The 21,998-nt window shown below is 41.5% G+C and carries 23 protein-coding genes, 1 other RNA gene and 1 CRISPR repeat array; of the genes, 8 read left to right on the top strand and 16 right to left on the bottom strand.

Translation table 11 applies throughout. The features are described 5' to 3' along the window. Positions 1 to 2 precede the first annotated feature (2 nt). The 5 genes from cas7e to cas2e all read left to right on the top strand — a co-directional run bounded on the left by cas7e (position 3) and on the right by cas2e (position 3,750). On the top strand, positions 3 to 1,058 hold the full coding sequence (gene cas7e, locus PN838_RS06880; RefSeq protein WP_272180130.1) for a type I-E CRISPR-associated protein Cas7/Cse4/CasC: 1,056 nt from the start codon (positions 3 to 5) through the stop codon (positions 1,056 to 1,058). A gap of 9 nt (positions 1,059 to 1,067) precedes the next feature. Beyond that, the gene (gene cas5e, locus PN838_RS06875; RefSeq protein ID WP_272180129.1) at positions 1,068 to 1,853 is read left to right on the top strand and encodes a type I-E CRISPR-associated protein Cas5/CasD; all 786 of its coding nucleotides are present in this window, start codon (positions 1,068 to 1,070) and stop codon (positions 1,851 to 1,853) included. Further along, complete coding sequence (cas6e, locus tag PN838_RS06870; RefSeq protein WP_272180128.1) at positions 1,843 to 2,517, top strand: type I-E CRISPR-associated protein Cas6/Cse3/CasE; 675 nt, start codon at positions 1,843 to 1,845, stop codon at positions 2,515 to 2,517. Before cas5e ends, cas6e begins: the two co-directional genes overlap by 11 nt. A gap of 27 nt (positions 2,518 to 2,544) precedes the next feature. Continuing rightward, complete coding sequence (cas1e, locus tag PN838_RS06865; protein WP_272180127.1) at positions 2,545 to 3,291, top strand: type I-E CRISPR-associated endonuclease Cas1e; 747 nt, start codon at positions 2,545 to 2,547, stop codon at positions 3,289 to 3,291. Between the two features lie 168 nt (positions 3,292 to 3,459). After that, positions 3,460 to 3,750, top strand: coding sequence for a type I-E CRISPR-associated endoribonuclease Cas2e (cas2e, locus tag PN838_RS06860; RefSeq protein WP_272180126.1), 291 nt, complete (start codon positions 3,460 to 3,462; stop codon positions 3,748 to 3,750). Positions 3,751 to 3,833: 83 nt separating this feature from the next. After that, positions 3,834 to 8,499: direct repeats of the CRISPR family, unit length 29 nt; unit sequence GTGTTCCCCGTACTCACGGGGCTGAACCG. Between the two features lie 208 nt (positions 8,500 to 8,707). Here cas2e and PN838_RS06855 read toward each other — a convergent pair. Beyond that, positions 8,708 to 9,607: a LysR family transcriptional regulator gene (locus PN838_RS06855; protein ID WP_272180125.1), complete on the bottom strand. Its 900-nt coding sequence runs from the start codon at positions 9,605 to 9,607 to the stop codon at positions 8,708 to 8,710. Between the two features lie 102 nt (positions 9,608 to 9,709). Here PN838_RS06855 and PN838_RS06850 point away from each other — a divergent pair, with 102 nt between their 5' ends. Next, complete coding sequence (locus PN838_RS06850; RefSeq protein WP_215963696.1) at positions 9,710 to 10,072, top strand: DoxX family protein; 363 nt, start codon at positions 9,710 to 9,712, stop codon at positions 10,070 to 10,072. 444 nt (positions 10,073 to 10,516) lie between these two features. Here the strand turns inward: PN838_RS06850 and PN838_RS06845 are convergent, their stop codons facing one another. The 15 genes from PN838_RS06845 to PN838_RS06775 form a co-directional block, all read right to left on the bottom strand. Then, on the bottom strand, positions 10,517 to 10,744 hold the full coding sequence (locus tag PN838_RS06845; protein ID WP_272180124.1) for a hypothetical protein: 228 nt from the start codon (positions 10,742 to 10,744) through the stop codon (positions 10,517 to 10,519). Between the two features lie 329 nt (positions 10,745 to 11,073). Continuing rightward, entirely contained in the window at positions 11,074 to 11,244 is a 171-nt protein-coding gene (locus PN838_RS06840; protein ID WP_272180123.1) for a hypothetical protein, read from the bottom strand. Positions 11,245 to 11,291: 47 nt separating this feature from the next. Further along, a complete protein-coding gene (locus PN838_RS06835) occupies positions 11,292 to 11,465 on the bottom strand; it encodes a hypothetical protein (RefSeq protein ID WP_272180122.1) in 174 nt (57 codons plus the stop codon). A 1,069-nt stretch (positions 11,466 to 12,534) separates the two neighbouring features. Then, complete coding sequence (locus PN838_RS06830) at positions 12,535 to 12,828, bottom strand: hypothetical protein (RefSeq protein WP_272180121.1); 294 nt, start codon at positions 12,826 to 12,828, stop codon at positions 12,535 to 12,537. Continuing rightward, entirely contained in the window at positions 12,821 to 13,216 is a 396-nt protein-coding gene (locus PN838_RS06825) for a hypothetical protein (RefSeq protein WP_272180120.1), read from the bottom strand. Before PN838_RS06825 ends, PN838_RS06830 begins: the two co-directional genes overlap by 8 nt. Positions 13,217 to 13,607: 391 nt before the next feature. Next, positions 13,608 to 13,889, bottom strand: coding sequence for a hypothetical protein (locus PN838_RS06820; protein WP_272180119.1), 282 nt, complete (start codon positions 13,887 to 13,889; stop codon positions 13,608 to 13,610). A 54-nt stretch (positions 13,890 to 13,943) separates the two neighbouring features. Then, entirely contained in the window at positions 13,944 to 14,459 is a 516-nt protein-coding gene (locus tag PN838_RS06815) for a YagK/YfjJ domain-containing protein (RefSeq protein WP_502592198.1), read from the bottom strand. 22 nt (positions 14,460 to 14,481) lie between these two features. Next, complete coding sequence (locus PN838_RS06810; protein WP_272180117.1) at positions 14,482 to 14,706, bottom strand: hypothetical protein; 225 nt, start codon at positions 14,704 to 14,706, stop codon at positions 14,482 to 14,484. 34 nt (positions 14,707 to 14,740) lie between these two features. Continuing rightward, entirely contained in the window at positions 14,741 to 15,226 is a 486-nt protein-coding gene (locus PN838_RS06805) for a hypothetical protein (RefSeq protein ID WP_272180116.1), read from the bottom strand. A 327-nt stretch (positions 15,227 to 15,553) separates the two neighbouring features. Beyond that, on the bottom strand, positions 15,554 to 16,243 hold the full coding sequence (locus tag PN838_RS06800; RefSeq protein ID WP_272180115.1) for a hypothetical protein: 690 nt from the start codon (positions 16,241 to 16,243) through the stop codon (positions 15,554 to 15,556). A gap of 95 nt (positions 16,244 to 16,338) precedes the next feature. After that, entirely contained in the window at positions 16,339 to 17,223 is an 885-nt protein-coding gene (locus tag PN838_RS06795) for a tyrosine-type recombinase/integrase (protein ID WP_272180114.1), read from the bottom strand. Further along, positions 17,220 to 17,639, bottom strand: a complete 420-nt coding sequence (locus tag PN838_RS06790; protein ID WP_272180113.1) for an integrase arm-type DNA-binding domain-containing protein — start codon at positions 17,637 to 17,639, stop codon at positions 17,220 to 17,222. The genes PN838_RS06795 and PN838_RS06790 overlap by 4 nt, the downstream gene beginning before the upstream one ends. 206 nt (positions 17,640 to 17,845) lie before the next feature. After that, positions 17,846 to 18,210: a transfer-messenger RNA gene (ssrA, locus tag PN838_RS06785) on the bottom strand. A 373-nt stretch (positions 18,211 to 18,583) separates the two neighbouring features. Beyond that, positions 18,584 to 19,132, bottom strand: a complete 549-nt coding sequence (locus PN838_RS06780; RefSeq protein ID WP_334313298.1) for a substrate-binding periplasmic protein — start codon at positions 19,130 to 19,132, stop codon at positions 18,584 to 18,586. Next, the gene (locus PN838_RS06775) at positions 19,072 to 19,338 is read right to left on the bottom strand and encodes a hypothetical protein (protein WP_272180111.1); all 267 of its coding nucleotides are present in this window, start codon (positions 19,336 to 19,338) and stop codon (positions 19,072 to 19,074) included. Before PN838_RS06775 ends, PN838_RS06780 begins: the two co-directional genes overlap by 61 nt. Positions 19,339 to 19,451: 113 nt before the next feature. On the opposite strand from PN838_RS06775, the gene ligA reads away from it, so the two are divergent. Together ligA and PN838_RS06765 are read left to right on the top strand one after the other, a co-directional pair. Beyond that, the gene (ligA, locus tag PN838_RS06770) at positions 19,452 to 21,479 is read left to right on the top strand and encodes an NAD-dependent DNA ligase LigA (protein WP_272180110.1); all 2,028 of its coding nucleotides are present in this window, start codon (positions 19,452 to 19,454) and stop codon (positions 21,477 to 21,479) included. Beyond that, positions 21,479 to 21,811 carry a DUF3392 domain-containing protein gene (locus PN838_RS06765; protein ID WP_272180109.1) on the top strand — a complete coding sequence of 111 codons (333 nt, stop codon included), beginning with the start codon at positions 21,479 to 21,481 and terminating at the stop codon, positions 21,809 to 21,811. Before ligA ends, PN838_RS06765 begins: the two co-directional genes overlap by 1 nt. Positions 21,812 to 21,998: the final 187 nt, after the last annotated feature.

Raw genomic sequence — 21,998 nt, 5'->3', positions numbered from 1 at the left:
TTATGAGCCAATTTATTCAACTTCATTTATTAACATCATACCCACCATCTAACGTAAACCGTGATGATTTAGGGCGACCCAAAACAGCTAAAATGGGTGGTTTTGATCGCTTACGTATCAGTTCGCAAAGTTTAAAGCGTAATTGGCGCGTGTCAGATGTTTTTGGATCATCAATGGGTGAGAATATTGGAATACGTACTAAGCGTTTTGGGATCGATATTTATAATGAATTACTTGCTAACAATGTACCTGAGAAGCAAGCCAAAGAATCAGCAGTTAAAATTGCTGGAGTTTTTGGTAAAAACAAAAAAGCTAATAAAAACAATCCGCTTGAAGAGTTTGAAATCGAACAACTTGCCCATATCAGTCCAACAGAAAAAGCGGCAGCTTTGGCGCTTGTTGATACATTAGTGGAAGAAAATCGCCTCCCTACGGAAGATGAATTAAAATTACTTAAAAATGAGAGTACAGCGGTTGATATTGCATTGTTTGGTAGAATGCTTGCGTCTAGCCCTGAGTTTAATACAGATGCTGCTTGCCAAGTTGCTCACGCTTTAAGTGTACATAGTGTTGTTATTGAAGATGACTATTTTACTGCCGTGGATGATCTAAATGATGGTAAAACAGACTCGGGATCTGCTCATATTGGTGAATCTGGGTTTGCAGCTGCTTTGTTCTATAGCAACATTTGTATTAATAAAACCCAACTGATTGATAACTTAAATGGCGATAAAGATTTAGCTAATCGAGCAATTCAGGCTTTAGTTAAAGCAGCTGTTACTGTAAGTCCAAAAGGTAAACAAAATAGCTTTGCTTCACAGGCGTATGCTAGCTTTGCTTTGGCAGAAAAGGGAACACAACAGCCACGTAATTTGTCAGTTGCTTTTTTAAAACCAATTGATGAGCAAGATCAAGCAACGGCCGCAATTAATGCTTTGCAAAAGCAAGTTGAAAACTTCGACAAAGTGTATGGTGATTGTGCAGATGCGCGTTATCAATTTAATGCTATTGCTGGAGAAGGCTCGCTTGCTGAATTATTAGAATTTGTCGCAAGCTAAGGAGGCAACATGAAAGAATATTTAGTCTTTCGTTTGTATGGGCCTTTAGCTAGTTGGGGGCAAGCCGCTGTAGGGGGCGATAGACCTACAGGCTTGCAACCTACACGCTCAGCTATTTTAGGCTTACTCGGAGCTGCTTTAGGAATAAAGCGAGAGCAGGCTGAGCAATTACAAGCACTACAAGCGAGCGTAAATATAGCAGTAAAACAGACAGTACCCACGAGCTTAATACGTGATTACCATACAACTCAGGTACCAAGTCATAGTAACAAAGTGGTGTATAGAACTCGAAAAAGTGAATTATCTGCTGATAAGTTAAACACAATTTTATCAAGTAGAGACTACCGTTGTGATGGTGTGTGGATCATTTCAGTTTATTTAACGCCCGATGCGATTTATACCCTTGAGCAATTAAAACAAGCACTTGAAACCCCAGTTTATTTGTTAAGCTTAGGGCGTAAATCGTGCCCATTAGCCGCGCCAATGATGCCAAAAATTGTTAAAACATCAGGGCTAAAGCAGGCTCTTGATACCAATTTCCCATCATTATTAGCAACTGAAAAAGAAGAGTCTTTTAATAACGAAGAACAGATACGGTTAAATGCTAATGGCTGGGTGAGTTATTTTTGGGAAGGCGAAAAGAGCGAGTTTATTGAACAAGGGGTTATAACTAATCAGCCTTGGGATGAACCTATAAGTCGAGATCGTTGGCAATTTAAACAAAGGATCATGCATCAAGTTACCTTAAAAGAAAATTATGAAGATAAGCTAAAAGGAGGCGTAGATGTTTCTTAATAAAGTGACACTGTTAAGCACAACTCAATCTGCGGCTGAACTAACTAGACTTGCAAGCAATGGTGTGTATGCGTCTCATCAGTTGCTTTGGCAATTATTTCCTGAAGATAATGAGCGAAGTTTTATTTATCGCCAAGAGGAAGGGGTAAATGGGCGACCTGAGTTTTTTGTTTTATCACATGTTAAGCCTGCCTCGAATGATACTATTTTTAGTGTGCAAACTAAGCCATTTATGCCGAAATTAAATACGGGAGACAGACTCGCATTTAAGTTAACAGTCAATCCTACTGTGTGCATTACTGATGATAAAGGTAAAAGTCGCCGTCATGATGTACTTATGCATGTAAAAAAGCATGCTAACCATGATTTGAAAAATGATAGTGCTGGTTTAAAGATTGCAATGGAGCATGCGGCTATACAATGGATATCAGATCGCAAACGATTAGCGCAATGGGGAATGTCATTTGATGCTTTACCCAATATTGAGTCATATACCCAACATGATAGTAAAAAGCGAACTGGGCATAATGTTCGTTTTTCAAGTGTTGATTTTCAAGGAATACTAACGATTACTGATCCTACTGTCTTTTTAAATCAATATGCTCGTGGGTTTGGTCGCTCAAAATCTATGGGTTGTGGTTTGATGATGATCCGTAAAATCTAAAATTAACTAAGGACTCGTGGATTAAGTATGGCTTTTCTTCCACTAAAACCCATACCCATTAAAGATCGTAACTCCATGATTTTTATTGGTATGGGTCAAATAGATGTAAAAGATGGTGCTTTTGTTGTTATCGACAAGAACGGTGAGCGTATGCATGTACCCGTTGGTTCGGTTGTTTGTATTATGCTCGAACCCGGTACGAGGGTAAGTCATGCTGCGGTTAAATTGGCAGCAACGACAGGTACATTACTTATTTGGGTGGGTGAAGCTGGTGTACGTTTGTATTCCGTTGGGCAGCCTGGCGGCGCTAGATCCGATCGTTTACTTTATCAAGCCAAACTCTCGTTAGATGAAAACTTGCGGCTTAAAGTTGTTAGAAAAATGTTTGAAATGCGTTTTGGTGAACCTGCGCCAGAACGAAGAAGTGTAGAACAATTACGTGGCATTGAAGGTGCCCGAGTAAGAAAAACCTATCAGATTTTAGCCAAACAATACAATGTGGAATGGCATGGCCGTCGTTACGATCCTAAAGATTGGGAAAAGGGCGATATTGTCAATCGATGTATTAGTGCGGCTACATCGTGTTTATATGGAGTGACTGAAGCCGCTATTCTTGCGGCAGGGTATGCACCAGCAATCGGTTTTATTCATTCAGGAAAGCCGCTTTCGTTTGTATATGATATTGCAGATATTTTAAAGTTTGATTCAGTGGTGCCATTAGCTTTTAAAATAGCGGCTAAAAAACATTCACACCTGACAAAGATGTACGGCTAGCGTTTAGAGAATTATTTCGTACAGATAAAGTCTTAAAAAACTCATTCCTATGATTGAAGAAGTACTCGCTGCGGGAGAAATAATGCCTCCTAAAGCTCCTGATGATGCACAACCGCCAGCGATCCCTGAACCTGAATCAATAGGTGATAGTGGGCACCGGAGTAAATAATGGCAATGCTTGTTGTTGTAACCGAAGCTGTACCTCCTAGATTACGTGGTCGATTAGCTGTGTGGTTATTAGAAGTAAGAGCTGGGGTTTATGTAGGTGATGTTTCACGGCGTATAAGAGAAATGGTCTGGCATCAAGTAAATGAACTGGCTGAAAATGGTAATGTAGTCATGGCTTGGGCAACAAATACTGAATCAGGGTTTGATTTTGTCACATATGGTGATAATAGGAGAATGCCAATAGATTTTGATGGATTTAGATTAGTTAAATATTCTCCCGAAGGTTTATAACCTTATCGGTGTTTGTTCTTTAAAAATTTGGTAGAATTTTGTGACTTTAATAATTACATATATATCAAGTATGTAGCTTTAGAGTGTTCCCCGTACTCACGGGGCTGAACCGCAGGTTTATCGTGACCTAGAAGCACAGTTAGTGTGTTCCCCGTACTCACGGGGCTGAACCGCCACAAGGTCAGGAAAAACTTCCAAACAATCTGTGTTCCCCGTACTCACGGGGCTGAACCGTAGACGCGGGGACATGGACGGTAGGCGATGCAGTGTTCCCCGTACTCACGGGGCTGAACCGCGATTTGGAACGAAGAAAAAAATGTTTCAAGGTGTTCCCCGTACTCACGGGGCTGAACCGCCAACTTTGATGCAGGGTTTAAACTAATACCAGTGTTCCCCGTACTCACGGGGCTGAACCGGATGCTAATACACGTTCTACAAATTCAAACACGTGTTCCCCGTACTCACGGGGCTGAACCGCCCTTGAGCTTGCTTTACATAGTCCAGGAGGTGTGTTCCCCGTACTCACGGGGCTGAACCGGGTGTGAATTCAACAGGGTTTGAATCATAATCGTGTTCCCCGTACTCACGGGGCTGAACCGGGTTTAGCGTTTGGGTCATGAGCAATAACAATGTGTTCCCCGTACTCACGGGGCTGAACCGCCTTGCCACTTTCGTTCGCGAACTACTGCTGAGTGTTCCCCGTACTCACGGGGCTGAACCGACGCATCCGCAATCGGTATTGCAAACTACACTGTGTTCCCCGTACTCACGGGGCTGAACCGTATTTCGTCTATCTTTGATGATAGCCCTTTCAGTGTTCCCCGTACTCACGGGGCTGAACCGTTGTCGTTGTTGCTCGCGGATATTCATAAACGGTGTTCCCCGTACTCACGGGGCTGAACCGTCTATTGGTTTGACTCCTTCTGGAGATTTTGGGTGTTCCCCGTACTCACGGGGCTGAACCGTTTATGGACTTATTGAAACTCGAATCAATGTCGTGTTCCCCGTACTCACGGGGCTGAACCGCCCCATTTGAAATAATGGGTTGCTTTGAAGAAGTGTTCCCCGTACTCACGGGGCTGAACCGCCGCAATTAGTGAAATTATGCGCGAATACGCGGTGTTCCCCGTACTCACGGGGCTGAACCGCAAAGGTAAACAAAATGAACATATTTGAATTTGTGTTCCCCGTACTCACGGGGCTGAACCGAGTTTAAACACAAACAGGGCAATCGAAAATCGGTGTTCCCCGTACTCACGGGGCTGAACCGCGTAGACATGAACAAAAAGTAGCAGAGCTTGAGTGTTCCCCGTACTCACGGGGCTGAACCGCCAGATTAGACCCATCAGCACTAAATATAAAAGTGTTCCCCGTACTCACGGGGCTGAACCGCCCCGCGTGAACAGGGCTAATTAATAGATTGGGTGTTCCCCGTACTCACGGGGCTGAACCGGCCAAAGATCACATCGACTTGAATACCATGAAGTGTTCCCCGTACTCACGGGGCTGAACCGTACCCTGAGCCGTCATCATGAACGCATACAGCGTGTTCCCCGTACTCACGGGGCTGAACCGCCCAACAGCAGAAACACCAACGGAAACAAGTAGTGTTCCCCGTACTCACGGGGCTGAACCGTATTTAGCGCTCACTATGTTTTATGGTGCAACGTGTTCCCCGTACTCACGGGGCTGAACCGATCAACCGACCAGCAAATCGACCAACAAAGCGGTGTTCCCCGTACTCACGGGGCTGAACCGTAACCTATGGGTCGTGGTCTATGCCTCGCCCAGTGTTCCCCGTACTCACGGGGCTGAACCGCTAATACCAATATTTGCAACGTTGATAATTGCGTGTTCCCCGTACTCACGGGGCTGAACCGCTGAGGTGCTCTTTGTTTACATCGATATTGGAGTGTTCCCCGTACTCACGGGGCTGAACCGCTTATTAATAACATCCAATTTAAAGATGTTCAGTGTTCCCCGTACTCACGGGGCTGAACCGCAGTAATTTAAATCCAGTTATAGACCAACTCGGTGTTCCCCGTACTCACGGGGCTGAACCGCTCACTACGTAAAACCATCAAAATAAAATCAGGTGTTCCCCGTACTCACGGGGCTGAACCGCTAACACCTATAGAGTGCGAAAGGCTACAAACGTGTTCCCCGTACTCACGGGGCTGAACCGAAAAAACTGAATGGCATCGTGTTGTCGTATTTGTGTTCCCCGTACTCACGGGGCTGAACCGCACGTATACAACGACTAATCCCAATGTTGCTAGTGTTCCCCGTACTCACGGGGCTGAACCGGAACTAAACATTGTATTAAATGCCATTTCCCAGTGTTCCCCGTACTCACGGGGCTGAACCGGTATTGCTGAAAAGAAAACGGTATCTGAGAAAGTGTTCCCCGTACTCACGGGGCTGAACCGTACCTATGTTTGCGTCACTTTCTGATCGTGAAGTGTTCCCCGTACTCACGGGGCTGAACCGTAGAATCTTTCACGTTTTGCGTGAATCCTCCGGTGTTCCCCGTACTCACGGGGCTGAACCGCCATCTTCAAATACCTTGGTTCTGCTCTTCTTTGTGTTCCCCGTACTCACGGGGCTGAACCGCAGGTTGTTAGTACCTTGTGTTTGAGCGTTTGGTGTTCCCCGTACTCACGGGGCTGAACCGAACATGTTGTCCATAATTGGGTGGATTGGGGTGTGTTCCCCGTACTCACGGGGCTGAACCGTTGTGTGTCCTACGTCAGTTATTCCCTTTTTCGTGTTCCCCGTACTCACGGGGCTGAACCGCCTATGGTTTCTGCAGGCTTTTTACCAATCAACTGTGTTCCCCGTACTCACGGGGCTGAACCGCGCATAAGCTCCTTTGTTATTTCATCGTGACTGTGTTCCCCGTACTCACGGGGCTGAACCGAAAGCTCGATAAAACCAACTACACGCGAATATGTGTTCCCCGTACTCACGGGGCTGAACCGTTATCGACTTTTTGAAAAATGTTAGCAACAAAGTGTTCCCCGTACTCACGGGGCTGAACCGGGGCCTTTCACCAAGTGCACTTAATCAAGTGCGTGTTCCCCGTACTCACGGGGCTGAACCGTGAGTCGAAATCTTGTGCTAAATGCCAAGTATGTGTTCCCCGTACTCACGGGGCTGAACCGAAGAATGTTTCTAGGAACATGTTGTCCATAATGTGTTCCCCGTACTCACGGGGCTGAACCGTCAATGGGTTAGTGTTGATGATGAATTGCTAAGGTGTTCCCCGTACTCACGGGGCTGAACCGACGACCGCGAGATGTTTACGTTTGGTACTCTAGTGTTCCCCGTACTCACGGGGCTGAACCGTCTCGCGATGGGTGGGGTTAACGATGAATTGTGTGTTCCCCGTACTCACGGGGCTGAACCGAATTGCCCTTGGCCGGTTCGCTTTATGCGTATGTGTTCCCCGTACTCACGGGGCTGAACCGACGATCCGTTAACAGTAGATAATCAAACCAACGTGTTCCCCGTACTCACGGGGCTGAACCGAAAATGAGAATTCATAACGATAGTGACGTTAAGTGTTCCCCGTACTCACGGGGCTGAACCGGCTGAATTACAGAATATGACTAACACGGTTAGGTGTTCCCCGTACTCACGGGGCTGAACCGCGTAATCGTTTTTTACGTGCTTTATCTTTGCGTGTTCCCCGTACTCACGGGGCTGAACCGCCACCGCCGTATTTGCGGTAGCCTTCGATTGGGTGTTCCCCGTACTCACGGGGCTGAACCGACGATCCGTTAACAGTAGATAATCAAACCAACGTGTTCCCCGTACTCACGGGGCTGAACCGCGGATGGCGACATTGAAACGGTTGAAGAGTCCGTGTTCCCCGTACTCACGGGGCTGAACCGCTATTAATAACCCCAACCGATAGCGCCCCAGTGTGTTCCCCGTACTCACGGGGCTGAACCGAAATGATTGATATTGAAAGAGAATTAAAACAGGTGTTCCCCGTACTCACGGGGCTGAACCGTCCTAACGTAGTGTCAGCCGCAGTTGTACCGCGTGTTCCCCGTACTCACGGGGCTGAACCGCTATTAATAACCCCAACCGATAGCGCCCCAGTGTGTTCCCCGTACTCACGGGGCTGAACCGTCCTAACGTAGTGTCAGCCGCAGTTGTACCGCGTGTTCCCCGTACTCACGGGGCTGAACCGCGTTTGGCATTGGGTACGACTATGAAATAGATGTGTTCCCCGTACTCACGGGGCTGAACCGCTTATGTGGCATTACCTGCCGCTGTTATCGAAGTGTTCCCCGTACTCACGGGGCTGAACCGAGGCTATACGCGAAGAGGCAACAGAAGTGGCTGTGTTCCCCGTACTCACGGGGCTGAACCGGGTAATGAAACAGTTGTGAGCATGTGATTTTGGTGTTCCCCGTACTCACGGGGCTGAACCGCGGCTTTGTCAATGACGCAACGGATTTGGCAAGTGTTCCCCGTACTCACGGGGCTGAACCGATCATTGAGTCAGCAGACCTCATAACCTGCATGTGTTCCCCGTACTCACGGGGCTGAACCGTAACACACTGGGCTATCATACCTGAATTAAACGTGTTCCCCGTACTCACGGGGCTGAACCGCTATATCAAATTTACGGTTCCCGTTCTCTCCGGTGTTCCCCTACTCACGGGGCTGAACCGAGCAATTTGAATCAGAAGTAGTGAGAAAAACTGTGTTCCCCGTACTCACGGGGCTGAATCAGCAAATCTATTGATGGCGACTGGAAAATTAATTGACGTCTAATACAAACTAGCCTTTTTATATTAATAGCATTAGGCCCTATTGTGTTTATTTGAACCTTAGTTATTTCAAAAGACTTAAAAATAGTGAATAGCTCAAAGAGCAACATTTCTGCGTCTTCCTCTTTATTTTTCTCATTTACTGACTCACCTCAGACACAACATAATAGTTATTCTTCTAAATCAAGTTTTGATAGGGTGCGCCAAATTTCAGTCGCTACAGGGCCTAGAAGATGTGATTTGTTTTTCACTAGGCAAAATGGAAAAGTCATTGAGCTTTCTTTATCTGCAACTTTAATTTCTTGCAAGGTTCCAGAAATAATGTGTTGGGATACCAAATGTCTCGGCAGCATTCCCCATCCTAAGTTATGACAAATTAGTTTTAATTTCGCTTCAAAGTTATTCACGTACCAACAGCTTTGGCCAGACTGTGTGTTTAATTCTACGTCTTTGGTTATTTCGCCTGTATCTTTAACAATGATTTGATTTTCATTTATCAGAGATTCTATTGAATTAAATGGTTTATATTTATCAAGCAATTGTGGGGTAGCGACATTAACCATTTCACCTTTGGATAGTTCTATTGCAATAAGCCCACTAAACTTGGCTAAGTAGTCTATAGGGGCAGCCGTTATTGCTATTTGCGCTTTTCCTTCTGAGACAAGTTGCAATGCACCAGTCACATATTCTTGTGTTATTGAAAGTTGCGTTGAAGGAAAATTCTTGTGAACTTGTTCAAATGCAGAAAATAGCGGCTCAATAGGGAAAGCCGCTTCAACCGCAATAACAATGTTTGCTTCATTTCCTTGATTTAGATGATTTGCGTATTGCTCAATTTGGGACACATCTCGTAGGGCTTTTTGAGCCATTTGATATATTGATTTTCCAGCGCTAGTTAAGCTTAATCTATAACTATCACGAGTAAAAAGCGCTAAGCCTAATTGCACTTCAAGTTGCTTAACTGAGTGGCTCAAAGCGGGTTGGGTTTTGTGCAGTCTACTTGCAGCGGCCCTTAACGACTTTTCTTCTGCAATAGCCTCTAAAACTTTTAATTGGTCAATGGTAATCATGATAAATAGCTCTAATCAAGAGTATAAAATATTATCAATATATATTATCGACTCATTTAATTAAACTTTCCTTATTGAAATTAACAATGAATTGAGGAATTTATGAATAAATTGAAAATAACCTTGTCTTGGTTACCATTTGTCTTACTAGGACTATCGATGATAATGGCTGGCGCCGCCAAACTTGCTGGAGTACCTGAGCTTCATGTAAGCTTTGCAAAAATGGGGCTGCCAGAGTGGTTTGGTTACTTTATTGGCCTAGCAGAGTTACTTGCCGGTCTTGCGATGTTTATTCGCAAGTGGACTGCATTGGCGGCAACAGGACTCATTCCGATAATGATTGGTGCGACTTATTACCATATCGCATATGAAGTGCCTTCAGCAGTGCCTTCTATTGTATTTATTGCCTTAGCTATTTACGCAGTTATTGCTAGAAAGCGAAATGCTATCTGGTATCCAATATAAATAATTAGCTCTTATAAATCTTAATATGACCGACGAATAACTGAGCCATTACCGATTTACTATATTTCTCACGGAAGAGGCCCTTAGTAAACGTCTGGTAATCAACACTTAAGGTTTACATTTCAGACCACTAAATTTTCGATCTCTAGCTCTGAGTAGCAGAGTTCGTTTAGGCCAATCAGGATTTAATCGAAGGCGTCAAACCCTTGGCTTTGGCGGTTTCGACAATGTTTCATATATACGGTGGTTTTGTAGTGGCTTTGTAGTAGTTTTTGGTGTTTTTTGATTTTTGAGGCTAGTACACAACCCCTTGTTTTATAAGAGGTTGTGGGCTAGTAAGTGGTGGAGCTGGGGGAGTCGAATTGATTGGTATTTTTATTTTAATTCAACTCGTTGAGTCTGTTAGGTTTGAATATCAATAAGATTTACCCGCTTATTTACCCGCTATAGCTTTTCGGAATAGCCAACGTCCTCTTTTGGGGAACCAATCAATTCTTTGAGTTTCTTCTTAGCAGCCAGAATAGCCTTAGTTGAACCTGCCAATGAAAAGTAAGACGCCTTAAACTTTCCATTCTCCACGCCATATGCTGCTCCAAATTTGTTGTTTGTTAGCATGTAGTCTAGGTATATTTGGGGAATTTCAAAAAATGATACCCCTCTATTATCGTGCATGTTGAATTTATTGCAGCCAGACCATCGTCAAAAGATAGTAGAAATGGATAGTTGACACCATCTTCACAAGTCAACCCATTAGTCACGAATGGTACGCAAGATTCTGAAAAGCAAAAAGCTCCCGCTAAATGTTTATCGCTATTCGTCGTTGATGCTATAACAATTATTTTTCTTCAACTTGTACAGGCGAAACTTGCCAATCACCATATTTAGTGTTTTCATCACTTAATGAACTTGTAGAACCGAATACCAACAAAAGCATAATAAAATATTTCATCGTCTCTCCATCTACTCTGAATAAAGCTTAATAGAAGTTAAATTAAAAATATTTAGAAGTCTATAAAAATTGGTTGTTCTAAACAAGGTACACCCGAAAAATCAACTTTATTGTATTGATATTCGGAGTGAACAATTTTGGCTTGTCCTCGTCTAACATCATCTTTTTCAACCCAAACATCATTAACAATAACCACTTCATAGCTAGCTGGCGTTTGACTCATTGATCTATCTATCTATCTTATCAAGCCTTTGTGATAAAGAAGCTAGGTTAGCCATTAGTTATGGCCTCAAGTTTAGACATTCTGTTGTCGATTTCTTCTAGCTCTGCCAGTTTCATTGCATTAGCCATGCTATCAACTAATCCAGTAGCTACACTTGGATCAACTTGACAATTACATGGGGTGTCAGGGGTCGCTGGTTCAAATCCAGTCAGTCCGACCAATCAAATCAATTACTTACCTTCTTTTATTAATAACACCAAACCCTGCTTTTCAATATATGTTGCACATGTGTTGCACTTCTCAAATATTTGTTTGTATTTGTTGATTTAAGTTTGTAATGTTGGATTACACCTTAATCAGGGAAGAAATACATAAATGTTTAAGTTTATTCTTTTTGTCGTAGTTGGCTATTTTGCTTACCAATACATTTTGGGAGACTCATCAGGGTGTGACAAGTACGCGTCCCAGTATTCATGCAATTATGTTGAGAATAAAGCTCATTATGATGTTTACTTCTGGCATAACGTAAGGAACGGAAATCCTAATGACGAAAAATATATAGGTTCTGTCGTTGGCTTGAGCTCTTGCAGAAATTTTGCTGTAAATTATTCAAATTCCATTAACTCAACTTGGAATAATCGAGCATATATATGCGTCTTGAAAAAAGACGGACGAAATATGGAAAAACATAGGCTCTAAGATAAGTTACTTTTGAGAGCGTTACGACTATGGTGCAAAGGACTTAAAATGAATACTTTTGAAAACCTGTTATTCCTTCCGTTCAGATTACTTTGGAACATTTTACTTACAGGCTTAATCATTGGCGGGTTTATACTCTGGTTTGGGTTTATTTTTGGCTCTGTTATAGCCGTAATTTTAATTTTAATATTTGCACCTCATTTATTTTTGCTCCCCTAGCACTCACACCATATTACGCAACACTATGGAAAGAAGAAGAATGGTAAGAGCATTTATCTTAATAATGTTTTCTGCGAACGTAACAGCGAATCAGATTCAGGTCTTAAAAACTAATCATGATGAAACAGAATATTTTGTTTCAATTCCAATAAATGAAAATAAATATTTAAAAAGAAAGTGTGGCAGAGTCCAAATGGCAGCAACTGCAGTGTGCAATATTTCTCATCTAGCTCACAAAGCGGTACTTTTGAATGTATTTCTAAAGGATTAATAAAGGCTCAAGTTGCTTTCAATTGCAAAGTAAACAAAAATAAGGAGTCTGCCAGCTATTTGTTTTTTGGTAACGTTAGCAATAGCCACGACTACGATGAATCAGGAAATTTTTATATTTGGTGTGACCAATCTAATAATTAGCGGAATTTCAGATGTTAATGAAAATACTTCTCTAATCTTGGTTTCAGCCAGTTCTAAATCTATTTCACAGCGAAAATAATCAACTTGTCGATACCTAGATTCGGAGGGTCGAATAATCGCTCGTCCTCGCCTTTTATCACCTTCGTTGACCCAAACGTCATTAACAATAACTATTTCGTATCTGGTTGGTATTTGGTTTAGTGAAGAGTTAATCTTATCAAGCCGCTGTTTGTATGAGGCAAAGCTAGCCATTTGCTATGGCCTCTAGTTTAGATATCCGATTATCAATTTCTTCCAACTCTGCCAACCTCATTGCATTAGCCATGCTATTAACTAATCCAGTAGCAACAGTTGGATCAACTTGACCATTGCAAACTGCATCTAAAACACAGTTTACCTTTTGTTTGAGAGTCATCCGTTCATCAATATTAATATACAACGGTTCAGTAATAGCCTTTTTAGTTGGTAACACATATCTTAATATGGCCTGTATGGCTTGTGAATCACCTTCTTTAGCTTTTTTAATGGCTACCTTGATGACTTCCTCAGCTTCGTCTTCTAGAAGCATAGTGAGCTTATTTCTAGCCCCTTTGGGACGGCCTCGGTTTTCTGGTTGGTTCAGGCTAGAAAATTTACTCATCGTTATTTTCCCGTTTTTATATCGGTTTAGAGGTTATTGGATTTATATTAATTGCTCAATTATACACTCTAACGAGCTGTTTAGCTTTCGTTCAACGTGCAACATACCCATTGTTATATCTGGGTTTATAGCTCCTGAATCTTCTATCAAACAATGTACACTCCTAAGATAGAAAGCTAATTCTTGTTTAAATTGTTCTAGTTGCTCGACTTTGTTGGGAGATTGATTATTCATTTATCTACTAAATTTAGCGGTTTGTTATCAGTTTAACTGTAACTTGTTAAAATCCCATTTCAGAATTTTTACTTCGGTTCAGTTCCCTATTTGGAAACTGAACTAGCAGCTGAATTTTCTGTTTTTCCTCTAAACGCGTAGTGGTATCAAAATACCCTTAATGGGAATAGTCTTGTTGGCTATGAAAAACACCCCATAGGCCAGAATAGCCGTTTCGCTGTAACATTCTAAACAAACGTTTTGGCGTCCAGTCATTGCCTCTTGAGGTTTTAATTCCCAAGTTTTTAAGAAGCCAACACATGTGCATGTAACTCGGTGGATGGAACCTAGGTAATTTATGCCTGCTCCCTTCGAAATAGATGATTCTAGGTTTGTGGATTTCTTCTTTAACGATAGCAATTACATTTTTGTTATGTGCTCTGCCGCTTATGTGATCCATATACTATTTTCTCTATATGATTACCAGTAACACCCTTTTTTATAGTGCCTAATTTTACCCTTTTTCATATTTGCTTTTAAACGCTAATCTGCTCGAACCGTAGTCCTTTGTTTGGTCTGGCCTAACTCCTTTTGTTCTTGCCTTGGTAATATATGAACCATGGTATAAAGCGTTTTCTAAAGACTCCCTGCAATCTATAAAGTGATATTTTGAATAGCTAAAGTAGCCATTGGTTGAAGCCCAAGCTTCTTCCATTTGGGTATGAATATAATGAGGTGTTCTGGCTAAATCACCATCGATCATCCAAACCAAATGATAATGTATATTGCCGTTATTAGAGCACTCTCTAACCCAAACATAACCAAAGTCCGTTGAGCCGTAGTGAAATTCCAACCTCTTTTTAAGCCTCTTGATAAAATTGCTAAAAATAGAGTTGTCAGGTGTGTAAGCTTTCACATGAAATTTAGTAGACATAAACAGTGCTCGTTTATATTTGTAAATCATTGCGTAAGTTTGCTCAAAAAGTCTTTTTAGTATTTGGGTAAAACATCCTGAATTTTTAATGTTTATAGGTGTTTCACGCTGCTCAAATTCAAAGTAGTCTTTTTTGTAATCGTTTTGAAAGACCTTCTTTTTTTACCTTGTTTTTCTCTTTAATAATATCTATATCTTCTTCTATAGATATTATTAAAAACCGCTCATTTTCTTCATTTTCAGAATCAACTCTGCCATTTGTATCTATAGCTTTGAACTCTTTATATGGTGCTAAAACCTCGGTGTTAAAAGCATGTTCTGAGGTGTCAAAACCATGTTCCAAATTGAATTTTTTATTTTCATAAACTGTGCTAACTTTAACTTGCTGGTGGCTGCTGGTGGCTGCTGGTCTGCAAAACTGAACCACTAGCAAGATAAAGAAAGTCCTTCAAATTAGCGTTTAGGGGCTTTTTTATGAGCTGAACAATTCGCTGCTTGAACTCAGCAATTGTCATCACCTGTTCAACGCCAATTATCTTATTGATTTTGGCAATACAGCGTTTATACCTTTCGTGCCTAAAACCAAGTCCATCACGAATGAACCAGACTTCCATATCCTTAGGCATATCCTCCATTTGTGCCGGATAACGCAACGCTTGATTAGATGATACAGAATCAGCGTATGCGGTTTTAATACATATAGGTCTATCACTTAGACCATGAATGATTAAATGGTAAATTGTTCGTTTAGGTGGGACTTCAAACCTAATTGACAGTTTAGAGTCATTAAAAACATTATTTTCAATAAGAAGTGTTTTTAATTTGGTGACTAAAATGACGTGGTGCTGTAGTTGCTTGTTCATGGTTATGCCTCCCATTCACCAGCGATAAACGCTTGGATATCTGAGTTACGCCAGAACCAACGACCACCTATTTTTATAGGTTGCGGGGCTATTTTCTTTTAGCCCAACGGAGTAAAGTTACTCTATGAGCGTTTGTGATTTGTTCGACTTCCATTGCTTGTAAAAGAAAGTCGGTATTTACGTGTTGATTTTTCATTACAAATTATCTCTTGTTTGGATTTGTCGAGGTAATTTATACTTAGGTATGCGTAGGTCAGGCAAATAGGGTCAGGCTTGTTTTATTTAGCTGACCCAACTAGATTATTGAAATTTAAAGACTTTTATTATTTAGCCTGAGGTGAAGTTTTTAGGCTTTGTTATCTTCATTACTACTTCTTGAATGTTTTGACTTAGAAAACCATCCTTTACCCCATGGTAATCCAGATCCCAAATGTTTTTTGCTTGCCTATTATTTTTTGGCAAATCTAATCCGAGTTCCCTTGCTTGCGTTAAATAAGTAAGCTTTAAATCATCTTGAAATTCTTTAGAGTCCCAGTTCATATTCCTATGAATCTCGATTAATAAACGTAATAATAATGGATACTCTTTTTCAATTTCCCTGCTACAAGATAAATGTTCAGCTTTATTATCTTCAAAAAGTAATTTTGCAATCCAATCGGGAATGTAACTATCATCAATTTCACTATAAGTGTTCCACCAATCGAGTAAAGCAGAAAAGCTAAATCTTGCTTTATTTAAATTTCCCTTGTAGTAGTCCATCTCTGTAAAAGAAGTCGATTTAGGAAAGTCTGAATTTCGAAATGAACTCCCTAAGTAATAAGCTAGTGTATTGGCTGCCACCAAGTTACCTTTACTCGAATCGTTGTCCCAGCCCTCGTCTAGAATCTTTTGGATGAGTTTAAAATCTCCTTTTATTGAGGGAAATAATTCAAGGCTTACAACACCGTAAACTATAAGGGAGAACTCATTAATAGTTACTTCTTCATTGACTAATGAAGTTTCTTTTAATTTAAACATTTTTCGCTACCAATAAACGAACCAAATAATAGTATGTTAAGTCAGGCGGCTTGGTTAACCGCCGTTCGGGAGCTACCCTAGACTTAACAATCCTTTTAAACCGTTTGTTTTTCTTTTATCTCCGACACTTTGCTACTTCGAAGTTCACCACACCACCAGCACATCAACTGTTTCCTTAGCTCTAACAATTCGCCTCTGTTATAAGCTTGTGTTACTTCATTACCCACAACGTGATCTAAACATCTCTCTATTACATCGGTTCTAAACATAGCTTTACCGTCTGTGCTTATTGCTTCATGTGCCAAAGTAGAAAAACTAGAACGCCAACCATGGGCACAGTGTTCGTCTGTACCTAGTCTCAATTTATAAACTTTGGTCAAGGCTTCAATTGTGATATAACCTTGTTTTGAGGTGCTGGGGAACAATAAATCACTGTTATTCCAGCGGAGTGTTTGCCTCCAATCAGACAGTAATTGAACCACTTCTTTTGACAAAGGAATGGTAAAAGCTTCCCCGTATTTTTCTTTATCAGAGAGCTTCATACGGCCTTTATCCCGTGGAATTGTCCATAAGCCATTGGTAAGGTCAAATTCTTGCCAACGTGCCGCTACAACCGTTTGTGAACGTGTAGCCGTATATGCTTGTAATAATGCTGCAGTTCTAACTTCTGGCATGAGGTTAACTCGGTTTATTCCAGCTATTAGATTTTGTAGCTTTGGAAGATTAGTTATAGCTGGTAGTTTTTTCGCTTTGTAATTGCTAATAGCTCTAATTCTACCGCGAGGTACAGGGTTAAATTCTGTTTTACTCGTAGTTACAGCATCTTCAAACATCATATTCAATAATGATCGAACTTTCTTATAGGTTGCTGGTTTTGCCTCCAGTGGCTCTAAAAGGTTATTGATTTTTTCACGGTCTATACGACTAACTGGAAACTCACCAATATGAGGGAAAATATGATCTCTATATTTGGATTTCATATCACGGTTATGTTTCGGACTCCATTGTGCAGCGGTTGAAGTCTTTTTACCCAATTTTCAAAATAGTCATTAAGTATTAATTCTTGTTTAGCTGTTTCTAAAGCCTTGGTGATTTGTTTCTCTTTAGTAGGATCAACACCTTGCTTAACTAAACTCTTAGCTTCTTCTGCTTGTTCTAACGCTTTGCTTATTGCTTTGCTTAGTGTTGGGGCTGTTCTGGCTGTGAGTTTATTTAGGGTAAGTGTTCGCTCTTTAGTGTTGCCGGATTGGCTTTTTATCCTGTAGCGTAACTGAAACACTGCACTGTTGGCGGTAATGTTAAGTCTGACCCCTTCACCCACTGATAGCTTTACAGGTTTACCTGTCTGCTTTGCAGTAGATTTTGCTTCCTTTAACGCTTCTAATGTAACAGTCACTTATTACCTCTAAAACTTTTTACCCACACGAGGGATGAACGTTTTCGTTTTTACCCACATGTTTACCCGCTGTTTAGTTGGTTTATTATTGTACAGAGTTGTTTGGGGTTGTATAGGGTAAATCTAACAGGAAGGTTTGTTTACAAGGCGTTAAGTCAAATTTTTGGTATAAAAAAGACGCCAAATGACGTCTTGTTTTATTGAAGTGGTGGAGCTGGGGGAGTCGAACCCCGTCCAGAAAAGGTCACCCTTTGGTACTACACGTTTAGTCAGTTTTTAAATTCACCGAGGAGCTGCGAACAGACACGCCACTCAACGACTATCCTGATTTAAATTTCGTGGGTTGCCTCTCAGGCAGGAGTCTCGCCACTATTCCGTTTGGTTTTTGATCTTTTGTTGTTCCCCGTCTTACGGACGGAAGCTAGGGCAAAAGAGCTCTGAGCAGGGTATTAAGCTGCTAGTGCGTAGTTTTCGTCGTTTGCGACTATTTTTTGCGGCTTTTTACGAGGCAAACCGCCCCTCGACGTGCACCTCCGGAATCATCAATCCTGTCGAATCCTGAATCAGCCCCTAGAAATCTTTCTAAAGTAATTCTTTCTCAACGGAATAAACCGAAAGTAAGTAACAGGGCAATATTAATGTAATGTGGCGCAATTGCAAAGAAGAATAAGGAGGAAAGGTAATAAAGTTTTGTAACTGCGTGTTAATTGCTTAAATAACGTGCAGAGGTTGTCTTTATTGGGAATAACTGTTGAGGTTTTGCCGGAAATTGCGTCTTGATGATTGGAGGAGTTGCGCCTACATCTTGCTGATTTTATAGGCGTGGCCAAGTTTATCTTCTTTAAACAGTTGTTTGGTGTTTAAAGTTAACCCGTATTTTTCATAGATTTTTTCGACAAGATGTTCTTCGCGCATCGTTAACTAAGGCTTTTTGAAGTTTGTTTTTAGTTTTTTGAAACGGCCTTTTTACTTATCCCAAAATAAGTGGGCGTGCCGTGTAGAAAAAACCGAATAGAAAATTCATCTTTAGATATTTCTCCTGTTTCTAACATATGGTGGGCAATCAATTGGTCGTCAAAGACACCGTCGAGTCTGCCCAATTTAAGCATCGAATATCGTTCATCGACATTTGGAAGGTATACGAGTTTTTGTATAGTGTTGGGGTTCTTCAATATCAGGTTTTCAAATTCATGCCCAAAATTTGCGCCCTGTTGAATACCCACAGTGCCTGTGAATTGATGTAACTCTTTTGGTGAGTTGACGTTAGCACTGATTGTTTTTCTGGCGACGAAGGTGGCACTTTCTATGTAGTGTGGGCCTATAAAATCGGCAAATTTTGCTCGGGTTTTGCTGTGGGTGAAATTCGTAAGAAAGTGAATTTTACCAGACTCGAGCAATTTTATGGCTCTACCCCATGGTGCGGATATTATGTTTAGTTCGCAATCCGCTTTTTCGCCAGCGTTTTTGCTAAATCGATACTTACGCCAGACCAACCTTGGTCGGTTTTCTCAAAAAGGTAAGGGGAAGATTCTGTTGATATTCCTAGAGTTAATGTACATGAATAGCTTTTAAAACTGGCCATTAGTATTAATAGCAAAATAAAAAGTGATTTACCCAAATAATTCAAACCAATTGACCCTAAACAAATTAAAATGTCTTCAGGCTGCATGATAAGACGATGCCTAAGTGTTAGCAACATAGGATAGGTAACATAAATTTTGAACAGTCGTACAGAATTGATCTTTCAACAGTTGCCTTTAGGTGCATTTCAATTCAAACTTTAGCTATATTCCAATTTTTTATATGTGCCAAATGTCAGCTATCGAACTTGAAATTAATGAGCTTGTCTCGCAACTACTATCGTTAAATTATCAATATTATGTATTAGATGAGCCGTCTGTTCCCGATGCTGAATACGACCGCCTTTTCCGACAGTTGCAGGCTTTAGAGCTAGCGCATCCAGAGTTGGCTCATGCTGACTCGCCAACCCGTAAAGTGGGTGGTGAAGCGCTGGCAAAATTTGACCAAGTGGTTCACGAAGTGCCTATGTTGTCATTGGATAACGCGATGAAAGAAGAAGAGTTTGTCGCATTTCATAAACGAGTGAATGACCGACTCAAAACTGACGAGGATTTGGAATTTTGTTGCGAGCCTAAACTGGATGGTTTAGCCGTTAGTATTTTATATGAAAAAGGCAAATTGGTTCGGGCTGCAACTCGAGGCGATGGCGCCGTTGGCGAAAACATTACTGAAAATGTCAAAACGATTAAGTCAATTCCTCTTGCATTAGTTGGTACAGATTTCCCTGAACGCATCGAAGTCCGTGGTGAAGTTTTTATGCCGCATGCTGGATTTAAACGTTTAAACGAAACTGCTATCGAAAATGGAACTAAGACATTTGCCAATCCGCGTAATGCCGCTGCAGGCAGTTTACGCCAGCTCGATTCAAAGATATCAGCGTCACGGCCTTTGGCTTTTTATGCCTATTCGATGGGGGTTGTCAGCGAAGATTATATTCTGCCAGATACGCATTTCGACCGATTGCAACAGATCCGACATTGGGGATTGCCTGTTTGCCCTGAAATCAGAATTGCAAAAGGCATTGAGCAGGTCTTGGCGTTTTATCAAGACATAGGTGAACGTCGTAGTACATTGAGCTACGAAATTGACGGCACAGTATTAAAGCTTAACGATATCGCTACTCAAGAAGCTCTTGGGTTTGTGGCGCGCGCTCCACGTTGGGCTATCGCCTATAAATTTCCAGCGCAAGAAGAGCTAACGGTATTAAATGATGTTGAGTTTCAAGTGGGTCGTACGGGCGCCATAACTCCGGTTGCTAAATTAGAACCTGTGTTTGTGGGCGGGGTGACGGTGTCAAATGCGACTTTACATAACATCGAAGAAATAGAACGGTTAGGCATAAAAATTGGCGATACTGTGATCATTCGTCGTGCCGGGGACGTTATTCCGCAAATTGTTTCGGTTGTTGAGGAACGTCGACCGGAAGATGCCAAAGACATTATTTTTCCAACTGAATGCCCAGTGTGTCAATCGAAAACAGAAAAGCCAGAAGGCGAGGCTGTGACTCGTTGCACCGCAGGTTTATTCTGCGAAGCGCAACGTAAGCAGGCGATAAAACACTTTGCTTCGCGTAAGGCGTTTGATATCGACGGTCTAGGTGACAAAATTGTTGACCAACTTGTGGACGAAAAATTAATTCAATCACCTGCGGACCTGTTTACTTTAACAACCGATCAAATTTCATCGCTAGATAGAATGGGGCCTAAGTCGGCGGAGAACTTAATAAACGCACTTGAAGCAGCTAAGTTGACTACATTGCCTAAGTTTATCTATTCATTAGGAATTCGTGAAGTGGGTGAAGCTACCGCACTTAATTTAGCAAATTATTACCAAACTTTAGATGCAATAAAAGAAGCTGACATCGAGTCTCTGATTGAAGTGAGTGATGTAGGTAAAATTGTTGCGGCTCATGCGTATGCGTTTTTCCGCGAAGAACACAATTTGACGGTTGTATCTCAGTTATTAGAACAGGGCATTCATTGGCCAGTGATCGAAAAACGTGAAGAAAGCGCTCAGCCTTTAACCGGGTTAACTTACGTGATTACCGGCACGTTAAGTCAGTTGGGCCGCAGTGATGCTAAGAACCATTTACAATCACTAGGGGCAAAAGTATCAGGGAGCGTATCGGCCAAAACACATTATTTGGTAGCGGGTGAAAAAGCCGGTTCGAAACTCACTAAAGCCCAGGATTTAGGGGTTGACGTATTAACCGAAGAACAGCTAGTGGCACTGTTAAACGAACATGGGATCACTCTGTAATGGATTGGGTCTTGTCGATTTTGTCTGAGTTTGGGCGTTTTATGCGCCCTTACTCTGCAGATATTTCCCTTGGGATTGTTGCGTCAATATTGGTGATTTGTGGGGCAGACATCAATAAAATGGTGCGACGCCAACTTGGTAACGCTCACTTTATTATTCGAACTGTCGTATTTGTTTTGGTTTGTACATTTGGTTACGGGGCGTTAACTGTAGTTTTGACTCAAGTATTAAAAGTGCAGTTAAGTCAGTTATCTTACTCTACGTTTGCGATTGTTGTTTTAGCCATTTTTATTATGTTAGGCATTTGGGCCGAACGACGAAAACAAATATAGATGTCGGTGTAACACTCTTTTGAAAACTAGTAGGCTCAAAACCAATGGGTGATCCCACTGGTTTTTAGAAAGGATGGTCATTCCAAAATCGCCCCAGCGATATTTGGAATCTCCAACACGCAACTCCGAAAGTAAAAATAGTTTGGTGCGCTATACATTGGTATAACTAGCAATATTCAAGCATTCT

Source organism: Psychrosphaera algicola, from assembly GCF_028401425.1.
Lineage (GTDB): Bacteria > Pseudomonadota > Gammaproteobacteria > Enterobacterales > Alteromonadaceae > Psychrosphaera > Psychrosphaera algicola.
Note: the sequence above shows the minus strand (reverse complement) of the source record. Positions and strands in the feature narration are given on the sequence as shown.

What these genes read in the sequence shown, in the direction of transcription:
- cas6e (WP_272180128.1), top strand. Translation starts at nt 1,843, where the DNA reads ATGTTTCTTAATAAAGTGACACTGTTAAGCACAACTCAATCTGCGGCT.
- PN838_RS06855 (WP_272180125.1), bottom strand. Translation starts at nt 9,607, where the DNA reads ATGATTACCATTGACCAATTAAAAGTTTTAGAGGCTATTGCAGAAGAA.
- cas2e (WP_272180126.1), top strand. Translation starts at nt 3,460, where the DNA reads ATGGCAATGCTTGTTGTTGTAACCGAAGCTGTACCTCCTAGATTACGT.
- cas1e (WP_272180127.1), top strand. Translation starts at nt 2,545, where the DNA reads ATGGCTTTTCTTCCACTAAAACCCATACCCATTAAAGATCGTAACTCC.
- PN838_RS06825 (WP_272180120.1), bottom strand. Translation starts at nt 13,216, where the DNA reads ATGAGTAAATTTTCTAGCCTGAACCAACCAGAAAACCGAGGCCGTCCC.
- PN838_RS06830 (WP_272180121.1), bottom strand. Translation starts at nt 12,828, where the DNA reads ATGGCTAGCTTTGCCTCATACAAACAGCGGCTTGATAAGATTAACTCT.
- PN838_RS06775 (WP_272180111.1), bottom strand. Translation starts at nt 19,338, where the DNA reads ATGTTGCTAACACTTAGGCATCGTCTTATCATGCAGCCTGAAGACATT.
- cas5e (WP_272180129.1), top strand. Translation starts at nt 1,068, where the DNA reads ATGAAAGAATATTTAGTCTTTCGTTTGTATGGGCCTTTAGCTAGTTGG.
- PN838_RS06765 (WP_272180109.1), top strand. Translation starts at nt 21,479, where the DNA reads ATGGATTGGGTCTTGTCGATTTTGTCTGAGTTTGGGCGTTTTATGCGC.
- cas7e (WP_272180130.1), top strand. Translation starts at nt 3, where the DNA reads ATGAGCCAATTTATTCAACTTCATTTATTAACATCATACCCACCATCT.
- PN838_RS06845 (WP_272180124.1), bottom strand. Translation starts at nt 10,744, where the DNA reads ATGCACGATAATAGAGGGGTATCATTTTTTGAAATTCCCCAAATATAC.
- PN838_RS06820 (WP_272180119.1), bottom strand. Translation starts at nt 13,889, where the DNA reads ATGGATCACATAAGCGGCAGAGCACATAACAAAAATGTAATTGCTATC.
- PN838_RS06795 (WP_272180114.1), bottom strand. Translation starts at nt 17,223, where the DNA reads ATGAAATCCAAATATAGAGATCATATTTTCCCTCATATTGGTGAGTTT.
- ligA (WP_272180110.1), top strand. Translation starts at nt 19,452, where the DNA reads ATGTCAGCTATCGAACTTGAAATTAATGAGCTTGTCTCGCAACTACTA.
- PN838_RS06840 (WP_272180123.1), bottom strand. Translation starts at nt 11,244, where the DNA reads ATGAGTCAAACGCCAGCTAGCTATGAAGTGGTTATTGTTAATGATGTT.
- PN838_RS06800 (WP_272180115.1), bottom strand. Translation starts at nt 16,243, where the DNA reads ATGTTTAAATTAAAAGAAACTTCATTAGTCAATGAAGAAGTAACTATT.
- PN838_RS06850 (WP_215963696.1), top strand. Translation starts at nt 9,710, where the DNA reads ATGAATAAATTGAAAATAACCTTGTCTTGGTTACCATTTGTCTTACTA.
- PN838_RS06805 (WP_272180116.1), bottom strand. Translation starts at nt 15,226, where the DNA reads ATGAACAAGCAACTACAGCACCACGTCATTTTAGTCACCAAATTAAAA.